At 40.6% G+C, this 22,361-nt stretch carries 20 protein-coding genes and 1 pseudogene; 3 read left to right on the top strand and 18 right to left on the bottom strand.

The window, feature by feature from the left end; all coding sequences use genetic code 11:
* Positions 1-88: 88 nt before the first annotated feature.
* The gene (locus tag AC0L4E_RS06620) at positions 89-622 is read left to right on the top strand and encodes a DUF6942 family protein (RefSeq protein WP_473678522.1); all 534 of its coding nucleotides are present in this window, start codon (positions 89-91) and stop codon (positions 620-622) included.
* Here AC0L4E_RS06620 and nadE read toward each other — a convergent pair.
* The 17 genes and pseudogenes from nadE to AC0L4E_RS06535 form a co-directional block, all read right to left on the bottom strand.
* Positions 619-1,449, bottom strand: a complete 831-nt coding sequence (gene nadE / locus AC0L4E_RS06615; protein ID WP_473678521.1) for an ammonia-dependent NAD(+) synthetase — start codon at positions 1,447-1,449, stop codon at positions 619-621. The two genes, AC0L4E_RS06620 and nadE, sit on opposite strands and share 4 nt — an antisense overlap.
* A gap of 228 nt (positions 1,450-1,677) precedes the next feature.
* Positions 1,678-2,982, bottom strand: a complete 1,305-nt coding sequence (locus AC0L4E_RS06610; protein ID WP_285164912.1) for an inosine/guanosine kinase — start codon at positions 2,980-2,982, stop codon at positions 1,678-1,680.
* A 232-nt stretch (positions 2,983-3,214) separates the two neighbouring features.
* On the bottom strand, positions 3,215-3,859 hold the full coding sequence (gene adk / locus AC0L4E_RS06605) for an adenylate kinase (RefSeq protein WP_220754986.1): 645 nt from the start codon (positions 3,857-3,859) through the stop codon (positions 3,215-3,217).
* Between the two features lie 133 nt (positions 3,860-3,992).
* Entirely contained in the window at positions 3,993-4,856 is an 864-nt protein-coding gene (locus tag AC0L4E_RS06600) for a co-chaperone YbbN (RefSeq protein WP_473678520.1), read from the bottom strand.
* A gap of 124 nt (positions 4,857-4,980) precedes the next feature.
* Positions 4,981-6,900, bottom strand: coding sequence for a molecular chaperone HtpG (gene htpG, locus AC0L4E_RS06595; RefSeq protein ID WP_473678519.1), 1,920 nt, complete (start codon positions 6,898-6,900; stop codon positions 4,981-4,983).
* A gap of 214 nt (positions 6,901-7,114) precedes the next feature.
* The gene (recR, locus tag AC0L4E_RS06590) at positions 7,115-7,714 is read right to left on the bottom strand and encodes a recombination mediator RecR (protein ID WP_473678518.1); all 600 of its coding nucleotides are present in this window, start codon (positions 7,712-7,714) and stop codon (positions 7,115-7,117) included.
* Between the two features lie 188 nt (positions 7,715-7,902).
* Entirely contained in the window at positions 7,903-8,136 is a 234-nt protein-coding gene (locus AC0L4E_RS06585; protein ID WP_248983807.1) for a helix-turn-helix transcriptional regulator, read from the bottom strand.
* On the bottom strand, positions 8,129-8,626 hold the full coding sequence (locus AC0L4E_RS06580) for a hypothetical protein (RefSeq protein ID WP_473678517.1): 498 nt from the start codon (positions 8,624-8,626) through the stop codon (positions 8,129-8,131). The genes AC0L4E_RS06585 and AC0L4E_RS06580 overlap by 8 nt, the downstream gene beginning before the upstream one ends.
* Positions 8,627-8,923: 297 nt before the next feature.
* Positions 8,924-9,871, bottom strand: a complete 948-nt coding sequence (locus AC0L4E_RS06575) for a DMT family transporter (RefSeq protein WP_473678516.1) — start codon at positions 9,869-9,871, stop codon at positions 8,924-8,926.
* Positions 9,872-9,931: 60 nt separating this feature from the next.
* Positions 9,932-10,270, bottom strand: coding sequence for a DUF1801 domain-containing protein (locus tag AC0L4E_RS06570; protein WP_473678515.1), 339 nt, complete (start codon positions 10,268-10,270; stop codon positions 9,932-9,934).
* Positions 10,271-10,420: 150 nt separating this feature from the next.
* The gene (locus AC0L4E_RS06565; RefSeq protein WP_153916128.1) at positions 10,421-10,750 is read right to left on the bottom strand and encodes a YbaB/EbfC family nucleoid-associated protein; all 330 of its coding nucleotides are present in this window, start codon (positions 10,748-10,750) and stop codon (positions 10,421-10,423) included.
* Between the two features lie 129 nt (positions 10,751-10,879).
* Positions 10,880-13,719: pseudogene (gene dnaX, locus AC0L4E_RS06560) on the bottom strand (DNA polymerase III subunit gamma/tau).
* A 384-nt stretch (positions 13,720-14,103) separates the two neighbouring features.
* Positions 14,104-14,655, bottom strand: a complete 552-nt coding sequence (gene apt, locus AC0L4E_RS06555; RefSeq protein WP_220754973.1) for an adenine phosphoribosyltransferase — start codon at positions 14,653-14,655, stop codon at positions 14,104-14,106.
* 158 nt (positions 14,656-14,813) lie between these two features.
* A complete protein-coding gene (locus tag AC0L4E_RS06550; protein ID WP_473678514.1) occupies positions 14,814-15,179 on the bottom strand; it encodes a YbaN family protein in 366 nt (121 codons plus the stop codon).
* 348 nt (positions 15,180-15,527) lie between these two features.
* Positions 15,528-16,277, bottom strand: a complete 750-nt coding sequence (locus tag AC0L4E_RS06545) for an HvfC family RiPP maturation protein (RefSeq protein WP_473678513.1) — start codon at positions 16,275-16,277, stop codon at positions 15,528-15,530.
* A complete protein-coding gene (locus AC0L4E_RS06540; RefSeq protein WP_299570251.1) occupies positions 16,277-17,116 on the bottom strand; it encodes an HvfB family MNIO-type RiPP peptide maturase in 840 nt (279 codons plus the stop codon). The genes AC0L4E_RS06545 and AC0L4E_RS06540 overlap by 1 nt, the downstream gene beginning before the upstream one ends.
* A 143-nt stretch (positions 17,117-17,259) precedes the next feature.
* Complete coding sequence (locus tag AC0L4E_RS06535) at positions 17,260-17,742, bottom strand: HvfA family oxazolone/thioamide-modified RiPP metallophore (RefSeq protein ID WP_299570253.1); 483 nt, start codon at positions 17,740-17,742, stop codon at positions 17,260-17,262.
* A 314-nt stretch (positions 17,743-18,056) separates the two neighbouring features.
* On the opposite strand from AC0L4E_RS06535, the gene AC0L4E_RS06530 reads away from it, so the two are divergent.
* Together AC0L4E_RS06530 and AC0L4E_RS06525 are read left to right on the top strand one after the other, a co-directional pair.
* Positions 18,057-19,004 carry a tRNA-dihydrouridine synthase gene (locus AC0L4E_RS06530; protein WP_473681548.1) on the top strand — a complete coding sequence of 316 codons (948 nt, stop codon included), beginning with the start codon at positions 18,057-18,059 and terminating at the stop codon, positions 19,002-19,004.
* A gap of 153 nt (positions 19,005-19,157) precedes the next feature.
* Complete coding sequence (locus AC0L4E_RS06525; protein WP_473678512.1) at positions 19,158-19,526, top strand: TraR/DksA family transcriptional regulator; 369 nt, start codon at positions 19,158-19,160, stop codon at positions 19,524-19,526.
* 128 nt (positions 19,527-19,654) lie between these two features.
* Here AC0L4E_RS06525 and AC0L4E_RS06520 read toward each other — a convergent pair whose 3' ends face one another.
* The gene (locus AC0L4E_RS06520; RefSeq protein ID WP_473678511.1) at positions 19,655-22,300 is read right to left on the bottom strand and encodes a TonB-dependent receptor; all 2,646 of its coding nucleotides are present in this window, start codon (positions 22,298-22,300) and stop codon (positions 19,655-19,657) included.
* Between the last annotated feature and the right edge of the window lie 61 nt (positions 22,301-22,361).

The raw sequence follows: 22,361 nt of genomic DNA, 5'->3' as shown, positions 1-22,361 counted from the left end.
TCAGTATAGAAACGATGTGGTATAGCGTTAGAGTCTAGCTGATATTAATGATAATCTAAGAAAAATGATTGAATTAACAGACAAATAAATGACATCAGACCTCTATAAATCAGAAAGCTTATCATTGCTAATCGGTGATAACAGTGCAGATATTGCTTTCTATTTACCTAACCCGCCAATGATGCCAGACAATATCAAACCTAATGACTCAAACTTCATAGAACAAGTGATTGAACTAAACGGAAATCACTGGCGAAAAATATTGACCATTATGGCGAAATTAGCGGTGAAGTCAGATAATGCCGATGCTTGGCGAGCCGTTAGAAATCAACTTTTCATGCCATCAAATGAGCTTATAAGCACCAAACTGGTTATTAATAGCACTCAACTTGAGCAAGCCAAAGTTCACATTATATGTGGTCAGCAAGCGTTAGAGGATGTTAAAGCGAATAATAAAAACAATGCTGAAATAGGTGAAGCCATATTTAAAGCTAAACCACTAGATGAGAAGCAAAAAATAATGGCGCATAAGCAGATACTTATTGCGCCATATTTAGATTATCGCCAATTTTCTAACCAACAAATCAGTCTAGTGAGAAGTTACATCAGTAAACTTAATTAGTCATAAATAGTCGGAATTGGCTGACGCTTGTGTTGAGTGCGTTTATAAATCGCAATTAACTTGTCTTCAACGCTTGCATCCACTGACTTACCTTCTAAAAAGTCATCAATTTGATCGTAGCTTAGTCCAAGCGCCACTTCGTCTTCAAGTTGTGGCTTATCGTCTTCTAAATCAGCTGTCGGCGCTTTAATCACCAACACTTCTGGCGCACCTAAAAAGCTAGCTAATTTACGTACCTGACGTTTATTTAAACCAAATAACGGCGCTAAATCACACGCTCCATCACCAAATTTTGTATAAAAACCAGTAATATTTTCAGCACTATGATCAGTACCAACCACTAAGCCACCCGTTAAACCAGCAATATGATATTGGGCAATCATACGCATACGCGCTTTAACATTGCCTCTGACAAAATCAAGATTATCGTTTTCAGCAACTGTGATGCCGGCATCTTCTAGGCCTGATACTGTTGCATTGTGAACACCAACAACGCCGTCAGCAATATTCACAGTGACCTGCTTGCTTGGCTTAATAAACTGGCAAGCTAACTGCGCCTCATCTTCATCTTTTTGAACTTGATAAGGTAGACGCACCGCAATAAATTGATAAGCTTGTTCAGGGTTGGCTTCGTTTAAACTATCAACGGCCAACTGGCACAATCTGCCTGTAACAGAAGAGTCAACACCACCACTTATGCCAAGCACTAAGCAGTTAGCATGTGCTTCAACCAATTTAGTCTTCAAAAACGCCACACGACGTTCAACTTCATAAGCCGGTTCAATCGCCTTAAGTACTTTCATTTCTCTTAAGATTTGTCCCTTCACATTGCTCTCCAAATTCGCCGTTAAATCTATTGTTAGTTCTGTTGTCAGAACCGTGGTAAGTGCTAAATAGACTTGATTTACTTACAATGAGGTAGTTAATCAATTTACCCAAACATCCTACTGAAATTTACCGCAGGTACAAGTGCAAGTTGCGCTAATTTACCTTGTAGTGATAAAACAAAAAAAGGCGGCCATATCACTATGGTCGCCTTTTCATCAAATATGGGCTTATCTTTCCCAGTAAGATTCTTCTAAACTGTCTTCGCGTTCTGGTAAACCGCGAGAAAGTCTCGGGCTGTGTTGGGCCAGCACTTCATATGCTACACGGTTAGCGTATTTACACACTTGTGAGAACGATGAGTAACACAGGCCATCACGCTGATGTTTGCTCGAACCCGGCACGTTAGTTTTATGAAAAGTATTCGCCGATAAGTCATGTAATAGCGCCGCCAATGCACCATCACCTGCGCCATTGGTATTTCTGATTAACTCAGGGCCGCCCATGTAAGGAGAAATATGGGCAAAGACTTTAATTGGCGTTTCACAATCTGCTTTTAACTTAGGGCGAGAGAACTCGTAACGGTTAAATTCAGGAATCGCACCAGGAAGTAAAATATGACTAGTTGCACGCTTTTCAGTATCTTCAGCGTAACCTGCGGTATATAAGCCTAATGGGCCAGCGGTACAAAGCACCATGTCAGCCCATTCAAGCGCCGCATCACTGGCAAGTAATGGATCGCTAAAGCCCGTTAACGCTTCACCTTCATCTTCATTCATCGCCAAAATAGTCACATTTTCACGGATGAAATCTTGCCACCACTTTGGGTCTTCTTGAATTAAGAAACGAGTACCTAAGGTTAGTACTACTGGTACATCTGCAGCTTTTGCATATTCAATGGCTTTCATTGCCGCTGATGTCATTCCGTCGCCTTCACTGGCACGCATTAAATATGCTGTGATCACTAAAGCTGAACTATTTTGCACGACTTCTTGATCGATATACTCTGGGGTGAGTTTATCCATTGAGCCTTTACTAATGGCAAAGGTTCTTTCACCGTCTTCAGAAATAAGCGTGAAACAACGACCAATAGGGCCATCAACAGGTTGCAAGTAGTTCAAATCAACTTTTGATGAAGTATTGCAAAGATAGCGATAAGCATAGCTGCCTACCATGATATTTTGACTCATCACCCCGAACAACACTGAACGGTCATCAGCCAAAATGGAATAATTGTGTACTGTATTACCAATGGTGCCACCAGCAAACTCGTCGCTGATCATCTCATTGCTTTTTAGCTCATGGTAAAGTTCATGGGCTTGTTGGTCATCAATGAGGGTTGAGTTCCCTTTTGGAAGACCATAACGGCTTAAAAGCTCGTCTTCTACTTTAGCTTCAATATCTACCAAGGTTTGGTCGATACCACAAATATAAGTCGACACCGACTGCTCTTGTTGGGTTAACTGAGCCAGTAATGGGTCTCTGTTATTGACAGGAAAATAATGCTTAGATTTGCGTTGACCAGGAAACTTCATCTTAAACTCTCTGAGTAGGCATCCGTGCTAAAAGGGATAATGAATAAATACGGCATTTTGCTTATTAACAAACGCTAATTTTAACACAAAAACAATCAACACCAAGATAGATATCTATCTTTGTTTCTTTTTGTGACGGTGATTTTATTTATGCCATAAAAAAGCCTGCTATGCAGGCTTTTTTATGAACAACAGCAATCAGATACTGTTGCTTAACACATAACTTAGGTAATTAACCTAATAACTGTTTAACTTGCTCGCTAACAGCGGCAACAGTTTGTGTTCCATCAAACTTGGTGTACTGAGTGTTACCTTCAGCAGCCACTTTACCGTAGTACTCTACTAACGGCTTAGTTTGCTCGTGGTAAATACCAAGGCGTTTACGTACTGTTGTTTCTTCATCATCAGGACGGATAGATAAATCATCACCCGTCACATCATCTTTACCTTCCACTTTAGGTGGATTGTAAACGATGTGATAAACACGACCAGAACCAGAGTGAACACGACGGCCGCTCATACGCTTAACGATTTCTTCATCTGGTACATCGATTTCGACAACGTGATCGATTTCAATACCGTTAGCAACCATCGCATCTGCTTGAGGAATAGTGCGTGGGAAACCGTCTAATAAGAAGCCTTTCACACAATCATCTTGTGCAATACGCTCTTTAACTAAACCAATAATTAGGTCATCTGATACTAACTGGCCCGCATCCATCACTGATTTAGCTTCTAAGCCTAATGCTGTGCCAGCTTTAATTGCTGCACGAAGCATGTCACCAGTTGAGATTTGTGGAATACCGTACTGCTCCATAATAAACTGAGCTTGTGTGCCTTTACCGGCACCAGGGGCACCCAATAGTATAATGCGCATCTCAAAAGTCCTCTTTATTGCTTTCATATTTTTAGGCCGCGATTCTCGCACATTTAGCCTGTCTTTAGAAGGCAAAAAGCGAAAGAGTTAGACCAATATCTAATACGTCGCGGCGTACTTAAAAGGGTGTTGTTTAATACAGTAAGCTGTATAAACGGCGGCGATACTGATTGGCTAAGGTATTGCCTTGCCCTAAAGCAGTCAGTATTTCCATAAACACTTGTTTAACTTTGCCATCAGCCGCTGATAAATCTTTTTGCAAAATCACAAATAAGCTTTCTAATGCTTCTTCGCCGCGATTTGCTTGATTTAACGCTTTAGCAAGGTCAATTGAAATGTCTGTATTATCAGGTTGTTGCTCTAGTGCCTGTTGTAACTGGCGGATTTCAGGCGTATCAGCCGCATCCTCAGCTAGCGCAAGCTTGGCTTTAAGGTTTTGGTAGTAGCTATCTTGATCCGCAAGCCCTATGGTCTCTAATAAGGTTTTAGCGTCAGCTAAAATGCCAAGCTGCAAATATACATCAACTAAGACCAATGCCACTTCGCCGTTCTGCTCAGATTCTGCATAAGCACTTTTTAATAGCGCTAATGCTTGTTCAAGCTTTTCTTTGGCTTGGTTTTCTTCAACAAGTATTGCTTTAGCGGCATTTAAATCTTGTACCCACATGGCAGGTAAATGCTTATTTAGCAGTTCGTTGACTTGCGCGGCGCTTTGCGTGCCTGCAAAACCATCAACAGGCTGGCCTTTGCTAAGTACCAAATGAGTCGGCAAGCTTTGAATTTGGAAATAATTCGCAATCTCTAACTCTGCTTCGCAATTCACTTTCGCCAAAATAAAGCGTCCAGCTTGCTCGTTGGCAATTTGCTCCATCACTTGCAGCATTTGCACACTTTCTGGCTGTTGCTGCGCCCAAAAAGACATAACAACAAAGTTATCCATTGAGGCATCAACAACTTGCTGAATGTTCTCTTTGGTTAAATTAATAATATGTTCCATCGTGGATCCTTGTTAGCTATCCGATTAGATCAGTATCACACTGGCTAAAAATGATTGCTAATAAAAAGCGGACACTGGGTCCGCTTTTTGGTTATAACTTACTAAGTAACAGGATTAACTGTGCTTACTTCAAGCTTGCTACTAGCATTTCATTGGTTAGCTTAATGAACGCAGAAGGATCCGCTAAGCTACCCTTTTCAGAAAGCTGCGCTTGTTGCAGTAATAAGTCTGCCCAATTAGCAAATAACAGCTCGTCTTGTTCGTTGTTTAAGCGCTCAACCAATGGATGATGCGGGTTAATTTCAAACGTAGGCTTAGACTCAGGTACAGGCTGACCCGCTGATTGCATAAGTTTAATCATTTGTGATGACATTTCACCTTCACCAGCAACTACACAAGCAGGCGTATCGGTTAGACGCGAAGTTACTTTAACGTCAGCTACTTTAGTGCCTAACGCAGTCTTCATACGCTCAACTAAACCTTCAGCTTCACCTGCAAGTTTTTCTTGAGCTTCTTTTTCAGCCGCATCTTCTAACTCGCCTAGCTCTAAATCGCCACGAGTCACAGAATGGAGTTTCTTGTCTTTAAATTCAGTTAAATGGTTAATTAACCACTCATCAATACGCTCTGACATTAATAACACTTCAATGTCTTTCTTACGTAGCAATTCAAGATGTGGACTGTTTGCCGCAGCTTCATGGCTGTCAGCAACAATATAATAAATCTTGTCTTGGCCTTCTTTCATACGGCTGATGTAATCATCTAAAGACACGTCAGTTGCTGGGGTATCATTATGAGTTGAAGCAAAGCGTAATAGACCTGAGATACGTTCGCGGTTTGCGAAGTCTTCAGCAGGGCCTTCTTTTAACACTTGGCCAAATTCAGCCCAAAATGCTTGATACTTTTCAGCATCGTTTTTAGCCATTTTTTCAAGCATACCCAGTACGCGTTTAGTCACACCACCACGTAGTGCTTTCGTCACGCTATTATCTTGTAAGATTTCACGCGACACGTTTAATGGTAAATCATTTGAATCGATTAGACCTTTAACGAAACGTAGGTAAGTCGGCATGAACTGCTCAGCGTCATCCATGATGAATACACGTTGAACAAATAATTTAAGACCATTTTTAGCATCACGGTTAAACATATCCCACGGCGCTTTGCTCGGGATATACAGTAAGCTGGTGTACTCTTGCTTACCTTCAACGCGGTTATGAGACCAGCTAGCAGCATCACCATAATCGTGTGAAATGTGCTTATAGAATTCTTGATACTCTTCATCAGAGATATCAGATTTGCTACGAGTCCAAAGCGCAGTAGCTTTGTTCATTGGCTTCCACTGACCTTCAGTAGCAGGAATCGCTTCACCGCCCTCTTCAGTCGCTTCAACCGCTGGCGTACCTTCTTCAAACATTTCTACTGGTACTGAGATATGATCAGAGTACTTAGTAATGATTGAACGTAAACGGGTATCGTCTGCGTATTCTTTTTCTTCGTCACGTAAATGCAGCGTGATTTCAGTACCACGGCTATTTTTAGTGATGGTATCAACAGTAAAGTCGCCTTCACCTTCTGATTCCCACACTACACCTTGGTTAACGTCAGCGCCCGCTGCACGAGTACGAACCGTAACCTTGTCGGCAACAATAAATGCAGAGTAGAAACCTACACCGAACTGACCAATAAGTTGCGAATCTTTTGACTCTTCACCAGATAAGTTTTTGAAGAAATCAGCAGTACCTGATTTAGCAATAGTACCTAAATGTTCAATCACGCCATCACGTGTCATACCGATACCGTTATCTTCAATCGTAACGGTGCCTTTTTCTTTATCGGTGCTGATACGAACGTGAAGTTCAGTATCATCTTCAAATAACGTGTTGTCTGTTAAGGCAAGGTAACGCAACTTGTCTGCAGCATCGGCCGCATTTGAAACTAGTTCACGTAAGAAAATTTCTTTATTTGAATATAAAGAATGGATCATCAGATGAAGAAGTTGTTTTACTTCGGTTTGAAAGCCATGTGTTTCTTGTTGAGACATGAAAATTTCCCTTGGTTTAACGTTAATACAGCAATTTTATTGAAACCGTTTCGATATGTTCAATAAAACTAAAATTCTTTGTTACCTAGGAAATGGGGCGTGAAATTACGTTTTCAAGGGGATTTTTTTCTGATGGCTAAAAAAACGCAAAAAGGGCTAAATTAGCCCTTTTTTATCTATTACACATCAAAAGTTATGACGTTTAATATAATGTCTATAGCGGGATCCGACCGTTAAACGATAACGCTAATGTGGTGCTATCAACATACTCAAGCTCGCCACCCACTGGCACGCCGTGAGCAATACGGCTGATAACCACATTATGACGGCGAGCGATATCAGCGATAAAGTGCGCTGTAGCATCACCTTCAACCGTTGGGTTTGTCGCTAAAATAAGCTCGGTGACATCTTCTGACGACAAGTGCTTTTCAAGTAACGCAAGACCTAGCTCTTCAGGCCCGACACCATCTAGGGGGGATAAATGCCCTAATAACACGAAGTAGCGCCCCATAAAATGACCACCAGCTTCAATAGCTAATACGTCTGCTGGCGTTTCAACAACACAAATAACACCTGCATTACCACGCTTTGGGCTACTACAGATTGGGCATAGCTCTTGTTCAGTAAAAGTTCGACATGCTTGGCAATGACCAACTTCACTCATTGAGCGCTCTAATGCACTCGCCAGCTTTTGACCCGCTTTACGGTTACGCTCTAATAACTGAAATGCCATACGCTGGGCAGACTTAGGGCCAACACCCGGTAAACAACGTAACGACTCAATTAATTCATCAACTAGCGGACTAAATTTCATAACCTAATAATGGCCTTAACAGTGCTGTAGCACTAAATAAAAATGGGCTTAGCTGGGTCAAAATGGTATCAGCTAAATGAATGGATGAATTATTATCGTAAGCGATAAAGATTGCAAAGAGTTATTGCGTCCATATCTCAGCCGTACAGACAATATTAGCCTGCCTATCATTAATCAGCCTCTATAAGTTACTTGTCAGAGCGATAACGGAACACTTCCTCTAACGGTAAATTAAATACTTCGGCAATTTTAAATGCCACCTCTAAAGTGGGTGAATACTTATTTGACTCGATAGCCATCACTGTTTGTCTAGTGACTCCAATTTGCTCAGCAAGCTGCTTTTGAGTCATTTCATCATGTAAAAACCGTAAAGTACGAATAGAGTTGCTAATTCCCATACCTTCTTGATCATTTTTACCCATAAATATCTCCTGTGCGCCCCTTATACAACTGCACACCGTAATGGGCTAACTCGGCGGTTAAAAATGCCACCAGTAATATATGTAATGGTAAGTGTGGGATAGGCTCAAACAAAATTATTTCAGCTTGTTTGTCTAACCCATATTGTACCATGGCTAAAATAACCCCAGTTTGTAAGATTATTGCAGAGTACTTATAACCTACTAAATTTATTTGCTTTTCTCGCACATCCATAGGTTGATTTAATTCATCATCGCTGACAAATGCCAATACGATATAACTCAACACCATCAACACTACCGAGTAAATAATAATTTCGAGTAGCACACCTGATAACCACACCGTTGAAGCTAATTCCTCAGTACTGGCATAGAACATACGGCTTAAATAAATATAGAAAATGTAACCTGTCACCAATAAATCCACTGATAAGGTCACTTCTCTAAAGCTGGTTTCTTGCAACCATTGATATAACTTCTGCTTGTTCGACATGTTAACTTAACCTCACTCCATGTTAAAGATATTTAACTTAGGGTTAATTTATGCTTACTTTTTGTTCGTGTCAAATATTTTTAACTTAGAGTAAAGTTTTGAATACTTAAGCATGACTAATCGACAGAGTCAAAATTAACGCTGTGGGCGCTTAAAACGGCAAGAGACAAAGACAGCAATAGTGGTATAAGCGAGTTAAATGGTGAGAATATCAGCAAGGTAAAATTCAAGTGAAGGGTTGGGAATGTGGAATAGTTTGTCTGTTGGGTCTTTATTAATAATATTATTAAGTATGAGTTACTTATGTCGAGCTACCATACGGCACTTTGCCGATAGCACCATCAGAACTCCGCTTAAAATGATTGCTGTTGCGAGGGCAAGCTTTAGAGTTACCTGCTCACTAGCAAAGACAACGCCCCCTAATGCAGCAATAATCGGCACTAATAACTGCACCACACCAGCTTGAATTGCCGATAATCCCTTGAGCGCAGCATACCAAATGACATAGCCAACAGCAGATGCTAGCCCACCAGAGACAATCGCCAATATCACTCCGGAATAAGTAATTGTTGAGAAAGCTATTGTCACCATGAGTAATAATACTACCCATGGTAAAGTCCAAAAAAAGTTATCGCAGGTATCTTTTATAGGGTTATTACCCCCTCTCCCCTTGAGGGTGTAAAGACCCCAAGCCACACCCGATATGCTCATGAGTATAAAGCCCACGAATGAAGGCGAGCTAGCACCAGGCATCATCAAGTACACAAATCCTGAAAACGCAGTCACAAGGCCAAATAACTCACTAAGCTGTATTTTCTGCCCGCTTATAAGCCCACAAATTACCATTGTCATTTGCACTGAACCAAATAGAATCAGCGCCCCAATACCTGTATCAAGTGACATATAGGCATAAGAAAAAGTCAAAGCATATACAAACAACATGGTTGCAGCTTTGAATTTGCCTGTTTTCAGCCCCGTTAATATTTGAGTAATTGGATTTAAACTTTGAGGAAACAGATTATGATGACGCTTGTTGTTGCTCTTAATGTTACCTTTAACATTCGTCTCGGGTTTGATGACTTGCGTCAGTTTTACAATAACAACTAACACAACGGTGCCAGACAATAATCGAATAGCAGTAAAACTTGCGGGATCAATGGCACTATCTCCCAGTGCAATTCGACATAATACCGAGTTTCCTGCAAACGCGACTAATGCCAAAAAGGTATAAAGGATTGTTGTCATAAGGTCAGTATAAAAATAGCAATGTTGAATTGAACGATGAAAACGAGCTTTGTAAAAGAATTAACTTTGTTTACAGCAATACCTATGCTGCATCTCCTTTACTGACAAACTCGCTAGCTTTTTGAAAGTATCTAAGTTTATATCAGTGAGCTTATTGATATAAAGACACGATTTGCCTAACTTATATTTTCCAAGCTCATCAAGAAGTGACTGGTAGTGTTCGAACCCCGGCATGATATAAACCACTAATTGTTGCTTAAGAGGTGAAAAAGCAATGACTGCAGCATCACCTTCTCGCCCGCTGTCATAGAGGTAATGATAACTGCCAAACCCAATATTGCTGCCATTAAAATATACTTTGTAGTCTGATGCTTCTTGTAAAATATTCAGCAATGTCAAAGCGTCTGATTTTCTGGTGTCAGATACTCACAATACTCACATTGCAAACGAAAATCGCCCACAAAAAAGCCCAAGCTAATAACTTGGGCTTTCATTTAAAATTTAACTAGTTTCTAACTTTGCTTAACGCTAAGTTAGGCATTGTCAGTCTTAGAAAGGCATTTTCATTCCTGGAGGAAGTTGCATACCGCCAGTCACTTCTGCCATTTTAGCTTTTTGATTTTCTTCGATGCGACGTGCTGCGTCGTTGAATGCTGCAGCGATAAGATCTTCCAACATTTCTTTGTCGTCTTCCATTAAGCTTGGGTCGATATCAACTTTACGAATGTTGTGTGCACCTGTCATGGTCACTTTAACTAAACCTGCACCCGCTTCACCAGTCATTTCTGACTGAGCGATTTCTTCTTGCATTTTAGCCATTTTGTCTTGCATCTGTTGGGCTTGTTTCATTAAGTTGCCCATACCGCCTTTTCCAAACATAGTCTTTTCTCTTAATTAGGTTATTAGCAAGCAGCCAAAGTGGGGCTAATCTTACTGAAAAAAATAAATTGGCAATAAATCTCAGTTTATTGCTATCAAACTTTTGAAGCTGCTAGCGCTTTCGCGCAATTATTGTGCGACTAAAGCAGGAATTTGTTGGCCTATGGCCTGTAACTTCTCTGCTGGATACACCAAGGTATCAGGATTTAACTGTGCAGCTAATCGTGTGAACATCCATTGTACTTTGTCATCATTAATTAAAGCGTAATTTGCATTAGCTAATAACTCACGATGGAATCTTTTTCTTAATTCTAGCGGTGTTTCATGTTTTCTGTCTAAGCCAACTGTAATTGATACTGTTGTTGGTTCGCCTAAACGCTCAGATAATGCGATTTGAAGTTGCTCAATCGCCACATCGGCAGCCAAATGTTTTTGATCCGGCTTTAATAATAATGGGATTGGGTTCTCCAATCGCTGACAAACAGAATTAACTGCCAACTGCCTTACTCGGCCACCAATACTCAATGATGCCATCACCTTGTACCAATGTAAGTCTAACTCATCACCTGATATTTCATGTTCATCACTGACAAGTGCTGTTGATGGCTCCGATTGCGATAGAGGTGTTTGTGATGAAGCTACAACGTTACTCTGTTCAATAGCATTAACTGCGTTACTGCCCGCCATATTAGTCGTAGTAGCATCATTCGACGAAGATGATACAGTCTCAGCCTTAACTAGCGCTGTATCAACAGTGTTAGTCGTATCAACTTGCACACTAGATTCAGCTTTAGCTGATGATTGTTCTTTCGTTAACAGAGCTTGAGCCATTGGTGGCTCAACAGCATCTTCAGGCTTACTCCAAGGCGCTCTATCATTCTCATTTTTAGCTTCATCTGTTTCTGCTGAAGCCGTGTTGGATGAATGATCTTCTGAATGCGAGTTTGATTGCTGATTTGATTCAGTTTGTGCATTTCCTTCTGCGGCAATTTTACTGCGTGGTGCGGGTACCTTAATACTAGGATTCGCTGCCGCCTGTTGCTTTTTTGCTTGTTCACCTTCTGTGGCAAGTGTTGTTAAATCAGCTTTTAATGAATCATTGGTCGCCAGTACAGCATCAAGCAGCGCATCTAAGTCTGCTGCTTCTTCAGCAGTTGGCTCAGGAGCAGCTTTAGTCTCATTGACTTGAGTTTGCGGCGCGTTGTTAGTTGAATGACTATCCATCAACTGGCTGTCATCAAACGAAGATGCTGAAAATGAATTCATATCATCGTGTTGATAATCATCCATTGAGCCTTCTGCACTTGCTTGGGCAAATTGCTCATAAGCATCCATTGGCATGCCATCACTGTCATTTGACTGCGCTTGAGGTTGATTTAAAGGCCCTCCCCCTGGTTCAGACTCAGGCTCAGGTTTAATTTCAGGCTCTGTTAAAGGCTGTGTAATAGATTGCGGCTTAGCATCGTCAACTGCAGACGTGTTTACTTGCGCTTCAGCAAGTACTGTTTCAGTATTTAGTTGCGTTAATTGTTGCTCTGTGACTAATGCAGCTTTTTGTTCAGGTGCGAGCTCTGCTTCCTGTTTTGATTCTGAATTAGCGTTAAAACCTAAACTACTGGCTTGGCTTAATAGTATTGCTTGTTCAGCTGCAAGGGCTTCGTCTGATTGAGGCTCTGATTTAGCCTCTGGCTTAGTTTCAGGTTTAGGCTCTGACTTTAACTCAGTTTGGTTAACGTCTTGAGCCTCTGGCTTTACTTCTTGTTTAAGCTCTTGTTTCAGTTCTTGTTTAAGCCCTGACGTTAAAGCTGCCTCAGCAATAGCTTCTGCACTTGGCGCAGCAGGCAATGACACTTGCGCGGCATCATTTGTATGCCAGCGTTTTACCGCTTTTTCAGGCACAAAGGCAATAGCTCTTAGTAATGCCATTTCTAATCCTGATTTAGGATCAGGGGCAAAGGCCAGCTCTTTTCGGCCTGTAAGTAACAATTGGTAATAAAGCTGTACTTGTTCAGGAGTTAGTTGCTCAGCGAACGCTAGAATTTGTTCGCTATAAAGTGATTGCTGCGCCGCAGCAGGTGCAAACTGGCTTAAGGTAATTTGGTGCAGTAACTCGAGTAAACTTCGCAGCACTTCATCGGCATCAGCACCAAAGCTTAGTACTTGCTGAATTGTCACCATTAAATTAGCAACGTCTGCATCACACAGGGCTTTCAACAGCGCAATAACTTGCTGGGCGTCAATACTGCCTAACATAGTCTGCACTTGCTGATGCATGACTTGACCACTACCAAATGCAATGGCTTGATCCGTTAAACTTAACGCATCACGCATACTGCCGTTAGCCGCTTTTGCCAATAAAGAAAGAGCTTGAGGTTCGTACTCGAGTTGCTCTTGAGTCAAGATGAAGTCTAATTGTTTAGATATTTCATCTTGAGAAAGGCTTTTAAATTAAATTGCAAACAGCGAGACAACACTGTTACTGGCAATTTTTGTGGATCTGTGGTCGCCAATAAGAACTTCACATGCTCAGGTGGCTCTTCCAGTGTTTTAAGCAAGGCATTAAAACTACTTCGAGATAGCATGTGAACTTCATCGATAAGGTACACTTTAAAGCGACCGCGTGAAGGCTTGTACTGGACATTGTCCAGTAACTCGCGGGTGTCATCCACTTTGGTACGCGACGCGGCATCGACTTCGATTAAGTCAACAAATCGGCCTTGGGCAATTTCAATACAACTCGAGCACACTCCACATGGCGCAGATGTAACGCCTTGTTCACAGTTAAGCCCCTTGGCAAATAGCCGAGCTAAACTGGTTTTACCGACACCTCGAGTGCCGGTAAATAAATATGCATGATGTAAGCGCTGCTGAGTTAATGCATTTGTAAGAGCCAATAAGACATGCGACTGTCCTACCATTTCTTCAAATTTTGCAGGGCGCCACTTACGGGCTAACACCTGATAAGACATGGAATTCCCCAAGCTTTATATAAAACGGGATTAATTAGAGTCACTGCAATAAAAATACGTTATGTAAGATATGGTATTTATAAACGGTATCTAAAAGCGGTATCTAAAGTCAGTACTCGAAAATAAAAATTAACAATAACATGCAACAGATTGACGCGCTATGCATACTCAATGGATACGCCATTTGTCGAGCGGGTTTGGCGAAGATTTAGACTAAGTTTAACGCTATATTCTGATTAAGAACTATCATCCTATAATTACCAAAGCTGACAAAATCAACCATTGTAGATATGGGCGCTGTAGTAATATCGTAAACATAAAAAAGCAGCGCTAAATGTTCTCCATTTAAGCACTGCTCTTAATAGCCTTATTTAAGCTATAAATTTACTCACCTTCGAATTCACACAAGGTCAAAATGTCGATACCTAATGCTTCAATACGTTTCTCGCCGCCTATGTCAGGCAGTGAAATAACAAATGCAGCATGAGCAACATCGCCACCAAGCTCACGAATTAACTTAACTGTCGCTTCGATAGTGCCGCCGGTTGCTAGTAAATCATCAACCACTAATACTTTGTCACCCGGTTTAATGGCATCAACATGAATTTCTAGGGTGTCTTTACCGTATTCAAGATCGTATGTTTGAGCAATTGTCTTTCTTGGTAACTTGCCTGGCTTACGTACTGGTACAAAACCAATACCTAGTTCAAGTGCTAATGGCGCACCAAATAGAAACCCGCGAGCTTCTGTTCCTACAACTTTGGTGAATCCAAGCGACTTATAATGCTCAACAAATAAAGCGATAGTGGCTTTATAAGCTTCAGCATCTTCTAATAAGCTGGTCACATCGCGGAACATAATGCCTGGAATTGGATAATCAGGAATGGCTTTAATGCTGTCTTTGATTAACGCTAAACTTGCTGGATTCATAGTCATATTGTGTAGTCTATTTAAAAAGGAATGGATTAATAGCCAGATTGGCAATACTCATTAAACTGAAATTGCAAAAATAGTATCTGGCATATCACTCGATTTGGCTGATAGTAAGCATGTTTTAAGTGAGTTGCAACTAACGAGCAAAATACCAGCAACTTTTAATCTAACTCTGGGATCTGCCACATAAAAAGCAGCAGTACACATAACATACAAACTAACATTATCTGTACCCACAACAGTGGCACTATTGCGATACTAATTACGAAGCTTAGCGTGGTCATTATCATCGCTTTACGCTTTAGTTTTTTATTAATCGATCGTTTGTTTTGCCAATCGTTTAAACCTTGAGAAAACCACGGGTGGGTCATCAACCAATGATGCAATCTGTCACTGGAGCGAGCGAAACAATACGCTGCCAGCAAGATAAAAGGCACTGTTGGCAACAGCGGCACCACAATACCAATGGTACCTAATGTTACGCTGGTTAAACCAACAATTACAAAAAAGCCGCGCTTTAACGACATATCACTCCAAGCCAAATCAAAAAAACCATTCAATAGAATGGTTTTTGGATAACCGATGCTATTAAAAATAGCTCGGTATAATAACTGAGATTGACAGTTAAATTAAGCCTGCAAGTCTCAATGCTGAAATAGAAGCTGGTAATGTTGGTAATAGCAAAACAAGGATAAAACCAATAAAATACAAAATGTTAAATGGGTCTTTAAACGGCTGACTCATGTTATTTGATTCCTAAGAGTAATGTTAACCACCTTCTGGCAGCGTGAACTGGATCACAAAATTCGCGCTATTGTAAGTAAAAAGGTAGTCAATAAAAACCCTTAAATAACTGTGTGTTTTGACTTGTTCTGTTATGCATCAGCTAAAGTGCAGATAATGCCCTTTTCAGCTAGTTGTTGGAGCATCTGTAAGCAGCCATTTGATAAAGTTTCAGCACTCATTTGAGGATAAGAAGTCTGCAGCCAAACGATAATATCACTCAGATAACAAACCTGTGATTGGCTGATAAACCCTAATACTTGCGCTGTTAGCAGATTTAACTGTAAAAATATTACCTCATCAGCCTCGTCACGGTAGACACAAAAACTATAAGGCTGCTCGCTTGGCTCTGTTGGTTGATAATTAACACTAATATGTTGCACATCATAATGATACTGAGTGACAGTGGCTTTGACCGACAGTGACAATGGCAACTCGGTGAGCATTTCGGCGGTTATTGATAGTTCTTTTTCATTATCAAAGACAGTAGCAATATATAGCTCAAGCCATTCGTAATGCGCCAGTTCAATCATAAATGGAGGGTCGTAATCCACAGTTTGATATTGAGTTTGTAAAAACGTGATAAACTCTTGGGAAATCTCAATAAAAATTGGGGTTTTACAGTCAAAACTAACAAAAAACTGTTGAATAAGCTTTAGCCAAGCTTCATCGGTATACAGAGACTTTAATACTGGAAAAGCCCCCGATACAAAACCATTAATATTATTAAAAAATAGCTCTCGATATACCGTCATTCTCTCTAAGGTCATACCATCTGGTAACGGCTGACTAGGATCTCGAATGTAGTCCATAAATGAGTGCTGAGTGTCAATAAAATTCATTAAGCACTCCTTGTCTTTAACGAAGCTAAAGCTTGCTGCTGATATTGATGGATTTGATTAATTTCCAGTAATAGCTCTGGGGTTTCAGGGATATTAAAATCACGTTCCAATAAAGTTGGAAACACACCATGTTGCTGATAACTTTGTTGCAGTAATGCCCAAACAGGATCAATCACATCCGCGCCATGGGTATCCACCATTAGCTCTGAATTTTCTTCGTAATGTCCCGCTATATGCATGTACTCGATACGCTCAGTTGGCATTGATGCTAAAAACTCAGCAGCATTATATTGGTGATTAACTGAATTGACGTAAATATTATTAACATCTAATAGCAATTTACAGTCAGCTTCGGTTAAAACGGCATTTACAAACTGCTGTTCATTCATTTGTGCACCGGGCGCTGCATAAAAAGACACGTTTTCAAGTATGAAGGGTCTTTCCAAAATATCTTCAACCTGTTTAATACGCTTAGCCACGTAACTGACCGCCTCTTCCGTGAAAGGAATAGGCATCAAATCATACATATGACCACTACCAGAGCAATAACTTAGGTGTTCTGAATAAATATTGATTTGGTGTAAATCGAGAAAGGCTTTGATGTTTTTAACAAACTCGGTATCGAGTTTTTCAGGGCTACCAATAGAGAGTGATAAACCATGACAAAAAAACTCATGCTGTTCGGTTAACTGTCTAAACTGTTTGCCAAATTTCCCGCCTAAGGTCATCCAGTTTTCAGGCGCGACCTCAAAGAAGTTAATTTCATCAGGCACCTGCTGACAAAACTCGTCAAGCATCTCTCGGCGTAAACCCAGTCCCACTGTTGCTTGATTTGCCATTCCATCACTCCATTTGCAACTTTCATCAACTAAAAAGGCCTGCAAAACAGGCCTTATTTGACGACATGATTGCTAGCTATAACCTTATATAACAATAAGTTTTAAGGGTTGCTAGCAATTTGTCAGTAATCAATTAAATTTGATTACTTGCTACCGCCACATTTACCTTCACCACACTTACCTTCTTTGGCTTTTTTCATGTCGCCGCCGCACTTACCTTCGCCACATTTACCTTCTTTGGCTTTTTTCATGTCGCCGCCGCACTTGCCTTCGCCACATTTACCTTCTTTGGCTTTCTTCATGTCACCGCCGCACTTGCCTTCACCACATTTACCTTCTTTGGCTTTTGCATGCGCAGCTTCTTTCATACCTTCACCACATTTACCTTCACCACACTTACCTTCTTTACCTTTGGCGTGTGCTTGAGCAGCTTCTTTCATGCCTTCGCCGCATTTTCCTTCGCCACACTTACCTTCTTTGGCTTTTTTATCACCGCCATCAAGTTGGTAACCGGCATTCATTTGCTCAAAGCCAAATGGGTTAGCTTCAACTGAAGTTGAAACACCTGCAGTTAATACCACTGCACCTAAAGCCATTGCTACTGTAGTTTGTTTTACTGAGTTCATAATAATCTTCCTTATATTCAAACTTTATAATGGTGACCAACAACTAACAGTGCTGGCTTACAATTTAATAGACCTACTACTGTTTACTTTTATTTCACAAAAATTGATCTAAATCATGATTATTTTCAAAAAATCTTGCTAGACAGCCAAGGTTATCTGTAATCATAGTGTAAATTTTTGATGTATCAACCTGATATTTAAGATTAATATTACTTTTTCAACTTATTTGTATATTTTTACTGTTTCGAAATGAATTTGTATAAAAAGCTAAAGTCGCTAAAATGGCGCTCCTTTTATTTACAACAGGTTCAGCCGTGCGCGTAGTATTAGCTCCAATGGAAGGCGTCATTGATGATTTGATGCGAGAAATATTGTCTGAAATTAACCCATATGACTTGGTGGTTACCGAGTTTGTGCGCGTTATTAGTCAACTGCTTCCCGAAAAGGTCTACTACAAACTGTGTCCTGAATTGCGTAATGGTGGTTTCACCGCGTCTGGCACTCCAGTTCGTATCCAATTACTGGGGCAACACCCAAGTGTGATGGCTGAAAATGCACAACGTGCGGTAGAGCTTGGTTCTCAAGGTGTCGATGCTAACTTTGGCTGCCCAGCTAAAATGGTCAACCGTAGTAATGGCGGCGCAGTGTTATTGCAATATCCAGATACTATTCATGACATTGTTAAAGCCATGCGCGATGCCGTACCCGCCGAGCAACCTGTCACTGCCAAAATTCGCTTAGGTTTTGAAGATAAATCGTTATTTATGGAAAATGCGTTAGCCGTATATGAAGCCGGTGCCACTGAACTTGCTATTCATGCACGCAGTAAAGTCGACGGTTACAAACCTCCAGCTTATTGGGAATACATCACTGAGGTACGTGAACGCTTACCTATCCCGGTCATTGCCAATGGTGAAATTTGGAATGCTGATGACGCTAAACGCTGCATGGAAGTGACAGGCTGTGACAATATCATGCTTGGACGCGGCGCAATCTCCCTACCCAACTTAGCAGCAACCATTAAAGATGGCACAGCAGCTTATACATGGTCGCAAACCTTGAGCTTATTGCTGAGTTACACTCAAAAACAACTTAATGGTAAAAAGTCGGATTATTACCCAGCCCGAGTGAAGCAGTGGTTCACCTACCTCAATAAGCAATATCCTGAAGCTGATGTCCTGTTTAGAGAATTGAGAGTCATGAAAACCACAGATGATATCGTGGCTATTTTAGAAAAAGCTTATGAGCAACATAATCGATAGTTATTTGCGTTGAATCAAATTTCTGTTTCATTTTAAATAAAGCTTAATGTTCGTTAGCTAAAATGAAGCCTTGGTTTGATCTCCATCATAACAATAGTATCGTTTAGCGTTAGACTAAATATCCAGTAAAGCGATTAAGTAATTAGGCCCTTTGTGAGCACTCAAGAGATACAACAAACATTAATGCAAAAAGAAGCACAACTTAAATATGAGTTGGTGCATCAACTTAACCAGCAGGTTAATGTGAATAGTGCGGCGCAAATTCACTTTAACATGAGCTTGGCTGAGCTCATTGAGTTAATGAGTGAACAAAAACTAACAGACAGTCCTCTATTTAGTCAGCTCACTCGATTAGATGCAGCGCTTTGCCAACTTGAACTTGGTCTATATGGCTTATGTTCTGATTGTGAGTCTGAAATTGAACCTGATAGATTAGCTGCAGATCCAACAGAACAACGTTGCGCCCACTGCGATGAGAAACACCGTAACGAACACCGCCAAGAGCTGCGTTTGAGCCACTAAATTTCACCTCAAATTTTGCCATCGATAATTCCCCTTTAATGAAGTCCTCTATTTTTTATATGTGAACTTTTGACCATAAAAAAACCTCCGACTAGCGGAGGTTTTTAAGTTTTAACTCTTTAAAAAGTTTAGAAACGTTGACTTAAACGTATGTAATAAGTACGACCTAACACATCATATAAACCGACGTTAACATCACGGTAATCGGCATAGTCATAGTATGTTGGCGCTTCTTCATCTAGCAAGTTGTTAACACCGACGGTGATAGAACCATTCATTGAATGATTGTAAGCAAACTGGATATTATGCTTAAAGTAAGTATCGTAATCAGCATAGCTATCGTAGTCTTCTAGTTCACGCCAGTATTCTGCTGACTGACTACCAATGTATACAGTAGTCCAAGCTGCGCTAAAGTCATCATAGTTCCAACTTACACCCAAGTTACCACGAAAGTCAGGGTAATCAGTTGTACCAGAATAATCAATCATAGCCGATTCAGCATTATCTTGCTTTTTGAACTCTAGAACTTTTGACAAATCTATTTTGAAATTCCAGTCACCAAATCCAGTTTCAAGATTATAAGCTGTAACGAAGTCAAGACCTGAAGTTTCAACAGAAGCAATGTTACGTACGCCAGATTCGATGTATTCAATTTTACCGTCTGCGCCACGAGTAACGAAATCAGACGTTCCTTCACGTAGTTCGTCACGTAAAATGTCATCAACACCTACAGACTCAATCTTGTTATCGTAAGTGATTGAGTAATATGAAACTTCTAAGTTCCAATCATCAGTCACATTCCAAACACCGCCTACTGTGAATGAATTACCTTCTTCAGCTTCTAAGTCTGGGTTACCACCAAACCAAGTTTTATGTTGCTGACTTGGGTCACAGTATGTTGCATCAACATTACCTGGCTCATTACACCACAAGTTGTCTAGTGACGATTCAAAACTTAATGCTTGAGATGAGAACATTTCACCCATATTAGGTGCACGGAATGAATCACCATAACTAGCACGTAATAATAATGAATCTACTGGACGCCAGCTTAAACCCAATTTAGGTACGACAGCATCGAATGTTGAAGAGTTTACAATGTCACCAGTTGCACCCGTTAATTGGCCTTCTTGTTCATAGCGCTCGTAACGAACTGCGGCTGAAACTTCAAAGTTTGCAGGTAGACCCATCTGAAGCTCTAAATAACCCGCAGTACGATCACGTGTAGCGTTAACGTCATCACCACCTGAACCACCTGAGATAATACCTGCTGCAGATTCTGGATCTGAAGTTTGTTTGAAATCAATCATTTCATATTCTGCGCCTGCAACCATCGCTAAACTGAAATCACCATCATCAATCAATAATGTAGAAACTAAACCATCAATTTGCGTACTCTCAAATTTACCTTGGTATACGCCAGTATGTGCTGCAGCGCCATATAGCTCAGTCATCTGTGAATTCCAGTCGCTATAAGACATACCGGAAGTATTAAAGATATCGTAATTACCAGTATCAATTTCACGCTGAACAATACTGTCATTGATTAGGTTATAGTTGAAAGAATTGGTAGTTGAAGCTGAACTTTGAACATTAAACTCCCAATCTAAACCATTGCCTACATCTGCAAAACCAACAAAACCAGCTAAAATATCGAAATTATTCGTTTCAGTTAATGTGTCACGCTCACCAATTTGAACAGAACGCATATACACAGTGATATCTTCACCACCTGTTGAAGCGTATGGGTTATATGGATTGTCAGCTGACATTACCGGGTAGTTAGTGGATACAGGCGTACCAGCATAACGCGTTTCTGTTTCTGCTAAAGAAGCTGAAGCTCGACCACGGAACTGAATATCATCAGTAATATCGTAACTAAAGTTAGACATGAATGAGTTACGCGTGACATCACCAAATAACTTAGTGACTTCACCATAACTGTATAAACAACGACCATCAGAATTAGTATAAGTATTTTCTACTTGGTCACATAAAGCTGAATTATCGATCCAACCTGAATCTGAAACACCATTCGGTACAGAACTAAATGTACTGTAACCAAAGTAGCTAGGGTCATCCATATTCCAAACATCGCGGTCCATCACAGCTTTAGTATCGTAATACTCGTAAGTTAGAGTAATGTTTCCTTTGTCTGTGTTGTAACCTGTTGCGAGCGAAAAACGTGTCGCATCGCCGCCATCAACATCTGGTATTTCTTGACTGTAATCTAATTGAACACCGTCAAATTCTTTTTTAGTGATGATATTAATTACACCAGCAACTGCGTCAGATCCGTAAACAGCTGAAGCTCCATCACGTAATATTTCAATTCGCTCTACAATAGACATTGGAATTGAAGATGTATCAGCTACAGCGCCTGAACTTGAGCTAGTACCAGGCATACGACGACCATCTAAAAGTACTAATGTTGCAGAAGCACCTAGACCACGTAAATTAACACTACTTGTTGAACTCGCACCAGAGCCGTAACCTGATACACCACGCCAAGAACCAAAGCTGTTGATGGCTGAATTATTTAATACATCGGCAACCGTTTTTTCACCTGTCATTGCGATTGCAGCTGCATCGATAACCGTTACTGGAGAAACTGTCTCCATATCCACTTGCTTGATACGTGAACCTGTAACCTCAATACGCTCTACTTTTTCTACTTCTTCAGCAAATGCTACACCTGAAAAAGCAACCGATGCTGCTGTCGCAGCTAGAATACTGCGACGAATCGCCTTAGCTGTTAACGTTAATGAACTCATGTAAATCTCCCTGGATGTTAGTTTTACTAACATATTGACTTTTTATTGTTTTATTTAGTTA

The organism is Shewanella sp. GJ50-10 (assembly GCF_055808815.1).
Note: the sequence above shows the minus strand (reverse complement) of the source record. Positions and strands in the feature narration are given on the sequence as shown.

Bases quoted from the DNA above. Each gene is read 5' to 3' on its own strand.
- AC0L4E_RS06585 (WP_248983807.1), bottom strand. From the start codon at position 8,136: ATGGGTAAAAATGATCAAGAAGGTATGGGAATTAGCAACTCTATTCGT.
- AC0L4E_RS06535 (WP_299570253.1), bottom strand. From the start codon at position 17,742: ATGAACTCAGTAAAACAAACTACAGTAGCAATGGCTTTAGGTGCAGTG.
- AC0L4E_RS06580 (WP_473678517.1), bottom strand. From the start codon at position 8,626: ATGTCGAACAAGCAGAAGTTATATCAATGGTTGCAAGAAACCAGCTTT.
- AC0L4E_RS06565 (WP_153916128.1), bottom strand. From the start codon at position 10,750: ATGTTTGGAAAAGGCGGTATGGGCAACTTAATGAAACAAGCCCAACAG.
- AC0L4E_RS06610 (WP_285164912.1), bottom strand. From the start codon at position 2,982: ATGAAGTTTCCTGGTCAACGCAAATCTAAGCATTATTTTCCTGTCAAT.
- AC0L4E_RS06520 (WP_473678511.1), bottom strand. From the start codon at position 22,300: ATGAGTTCATTAACGTTAACAGCTAAGGCGATTCGTCGCAGTATTCTA.
- AC0L4E_RS06575 (WP_473678516.1), bottom strand. From the start codon at position 9,871: ATGACAACAATCCTTTATACCTTTTTGGCATTAGTCGCGTTTGCAGGA.
- htpG (WP_473678519.1), bottom strand. From the start codon at position 6,900: ATGTCTCAACAAGAAACACATGGCTTTCAAACCGAAGTAAAACAACTT.
- AC0L4E_RS06545 (WP_473678513.1), bottom strand. From the start codon at position 16,277: ATGAATTTTATTGACACTCAGCACTCATTTATGGACTACATTCGAGAT.
- recR (WP_473678518.1), bottom strand. From the start codon at position 7,714: ATGAAATTTAGTCCGCTAGTTGATGAATTAATTGAGTCGTTACGTTGT.
- AC0L4E_RS06540 (WP_299570251.1), bottom strand. From the start codon at position 17,116: ATGGCAAATCAAGCAACAGTGGGACTGGGTTTACGCCGAGAGATGCTT.
- AC0L4E_RS06620 (WP_473678522.1), top strand. From the start codon at position 89: ATGACATCAGACCTCTATAAATCAGAAAGCTTATCATTGCTAATCGGT.
- adk (WP_220754986.1), bottom strand. From the start codon at position 3,859: ATGCGCATTATACTATTGGGTGCCCCTGGTGCCGGTAAAGGCACACAA.
- AC0L4E_RS06550 (WP_473678514.1), bottom strand. From the start codon at position 15,179: ATGTCGTTAAAGCGCGGCTTTTTTGTAATTGTTGGTTTAACCAGCGTA.
- AC0L4E_RS06600 (WP_473678520.1), bottom strand. From the start codon at position 4,856: ATGGAACATATTATTAATTTAACCAAAGAGAACATTCAGCAAGTTGTT.
- apt (WP_220754973.1), bottom strand. From the start codon at position 14,655: ATGACTATGAATCCAGCAAGTTTAGCGTTAATCAAAGACAGCATTAAA.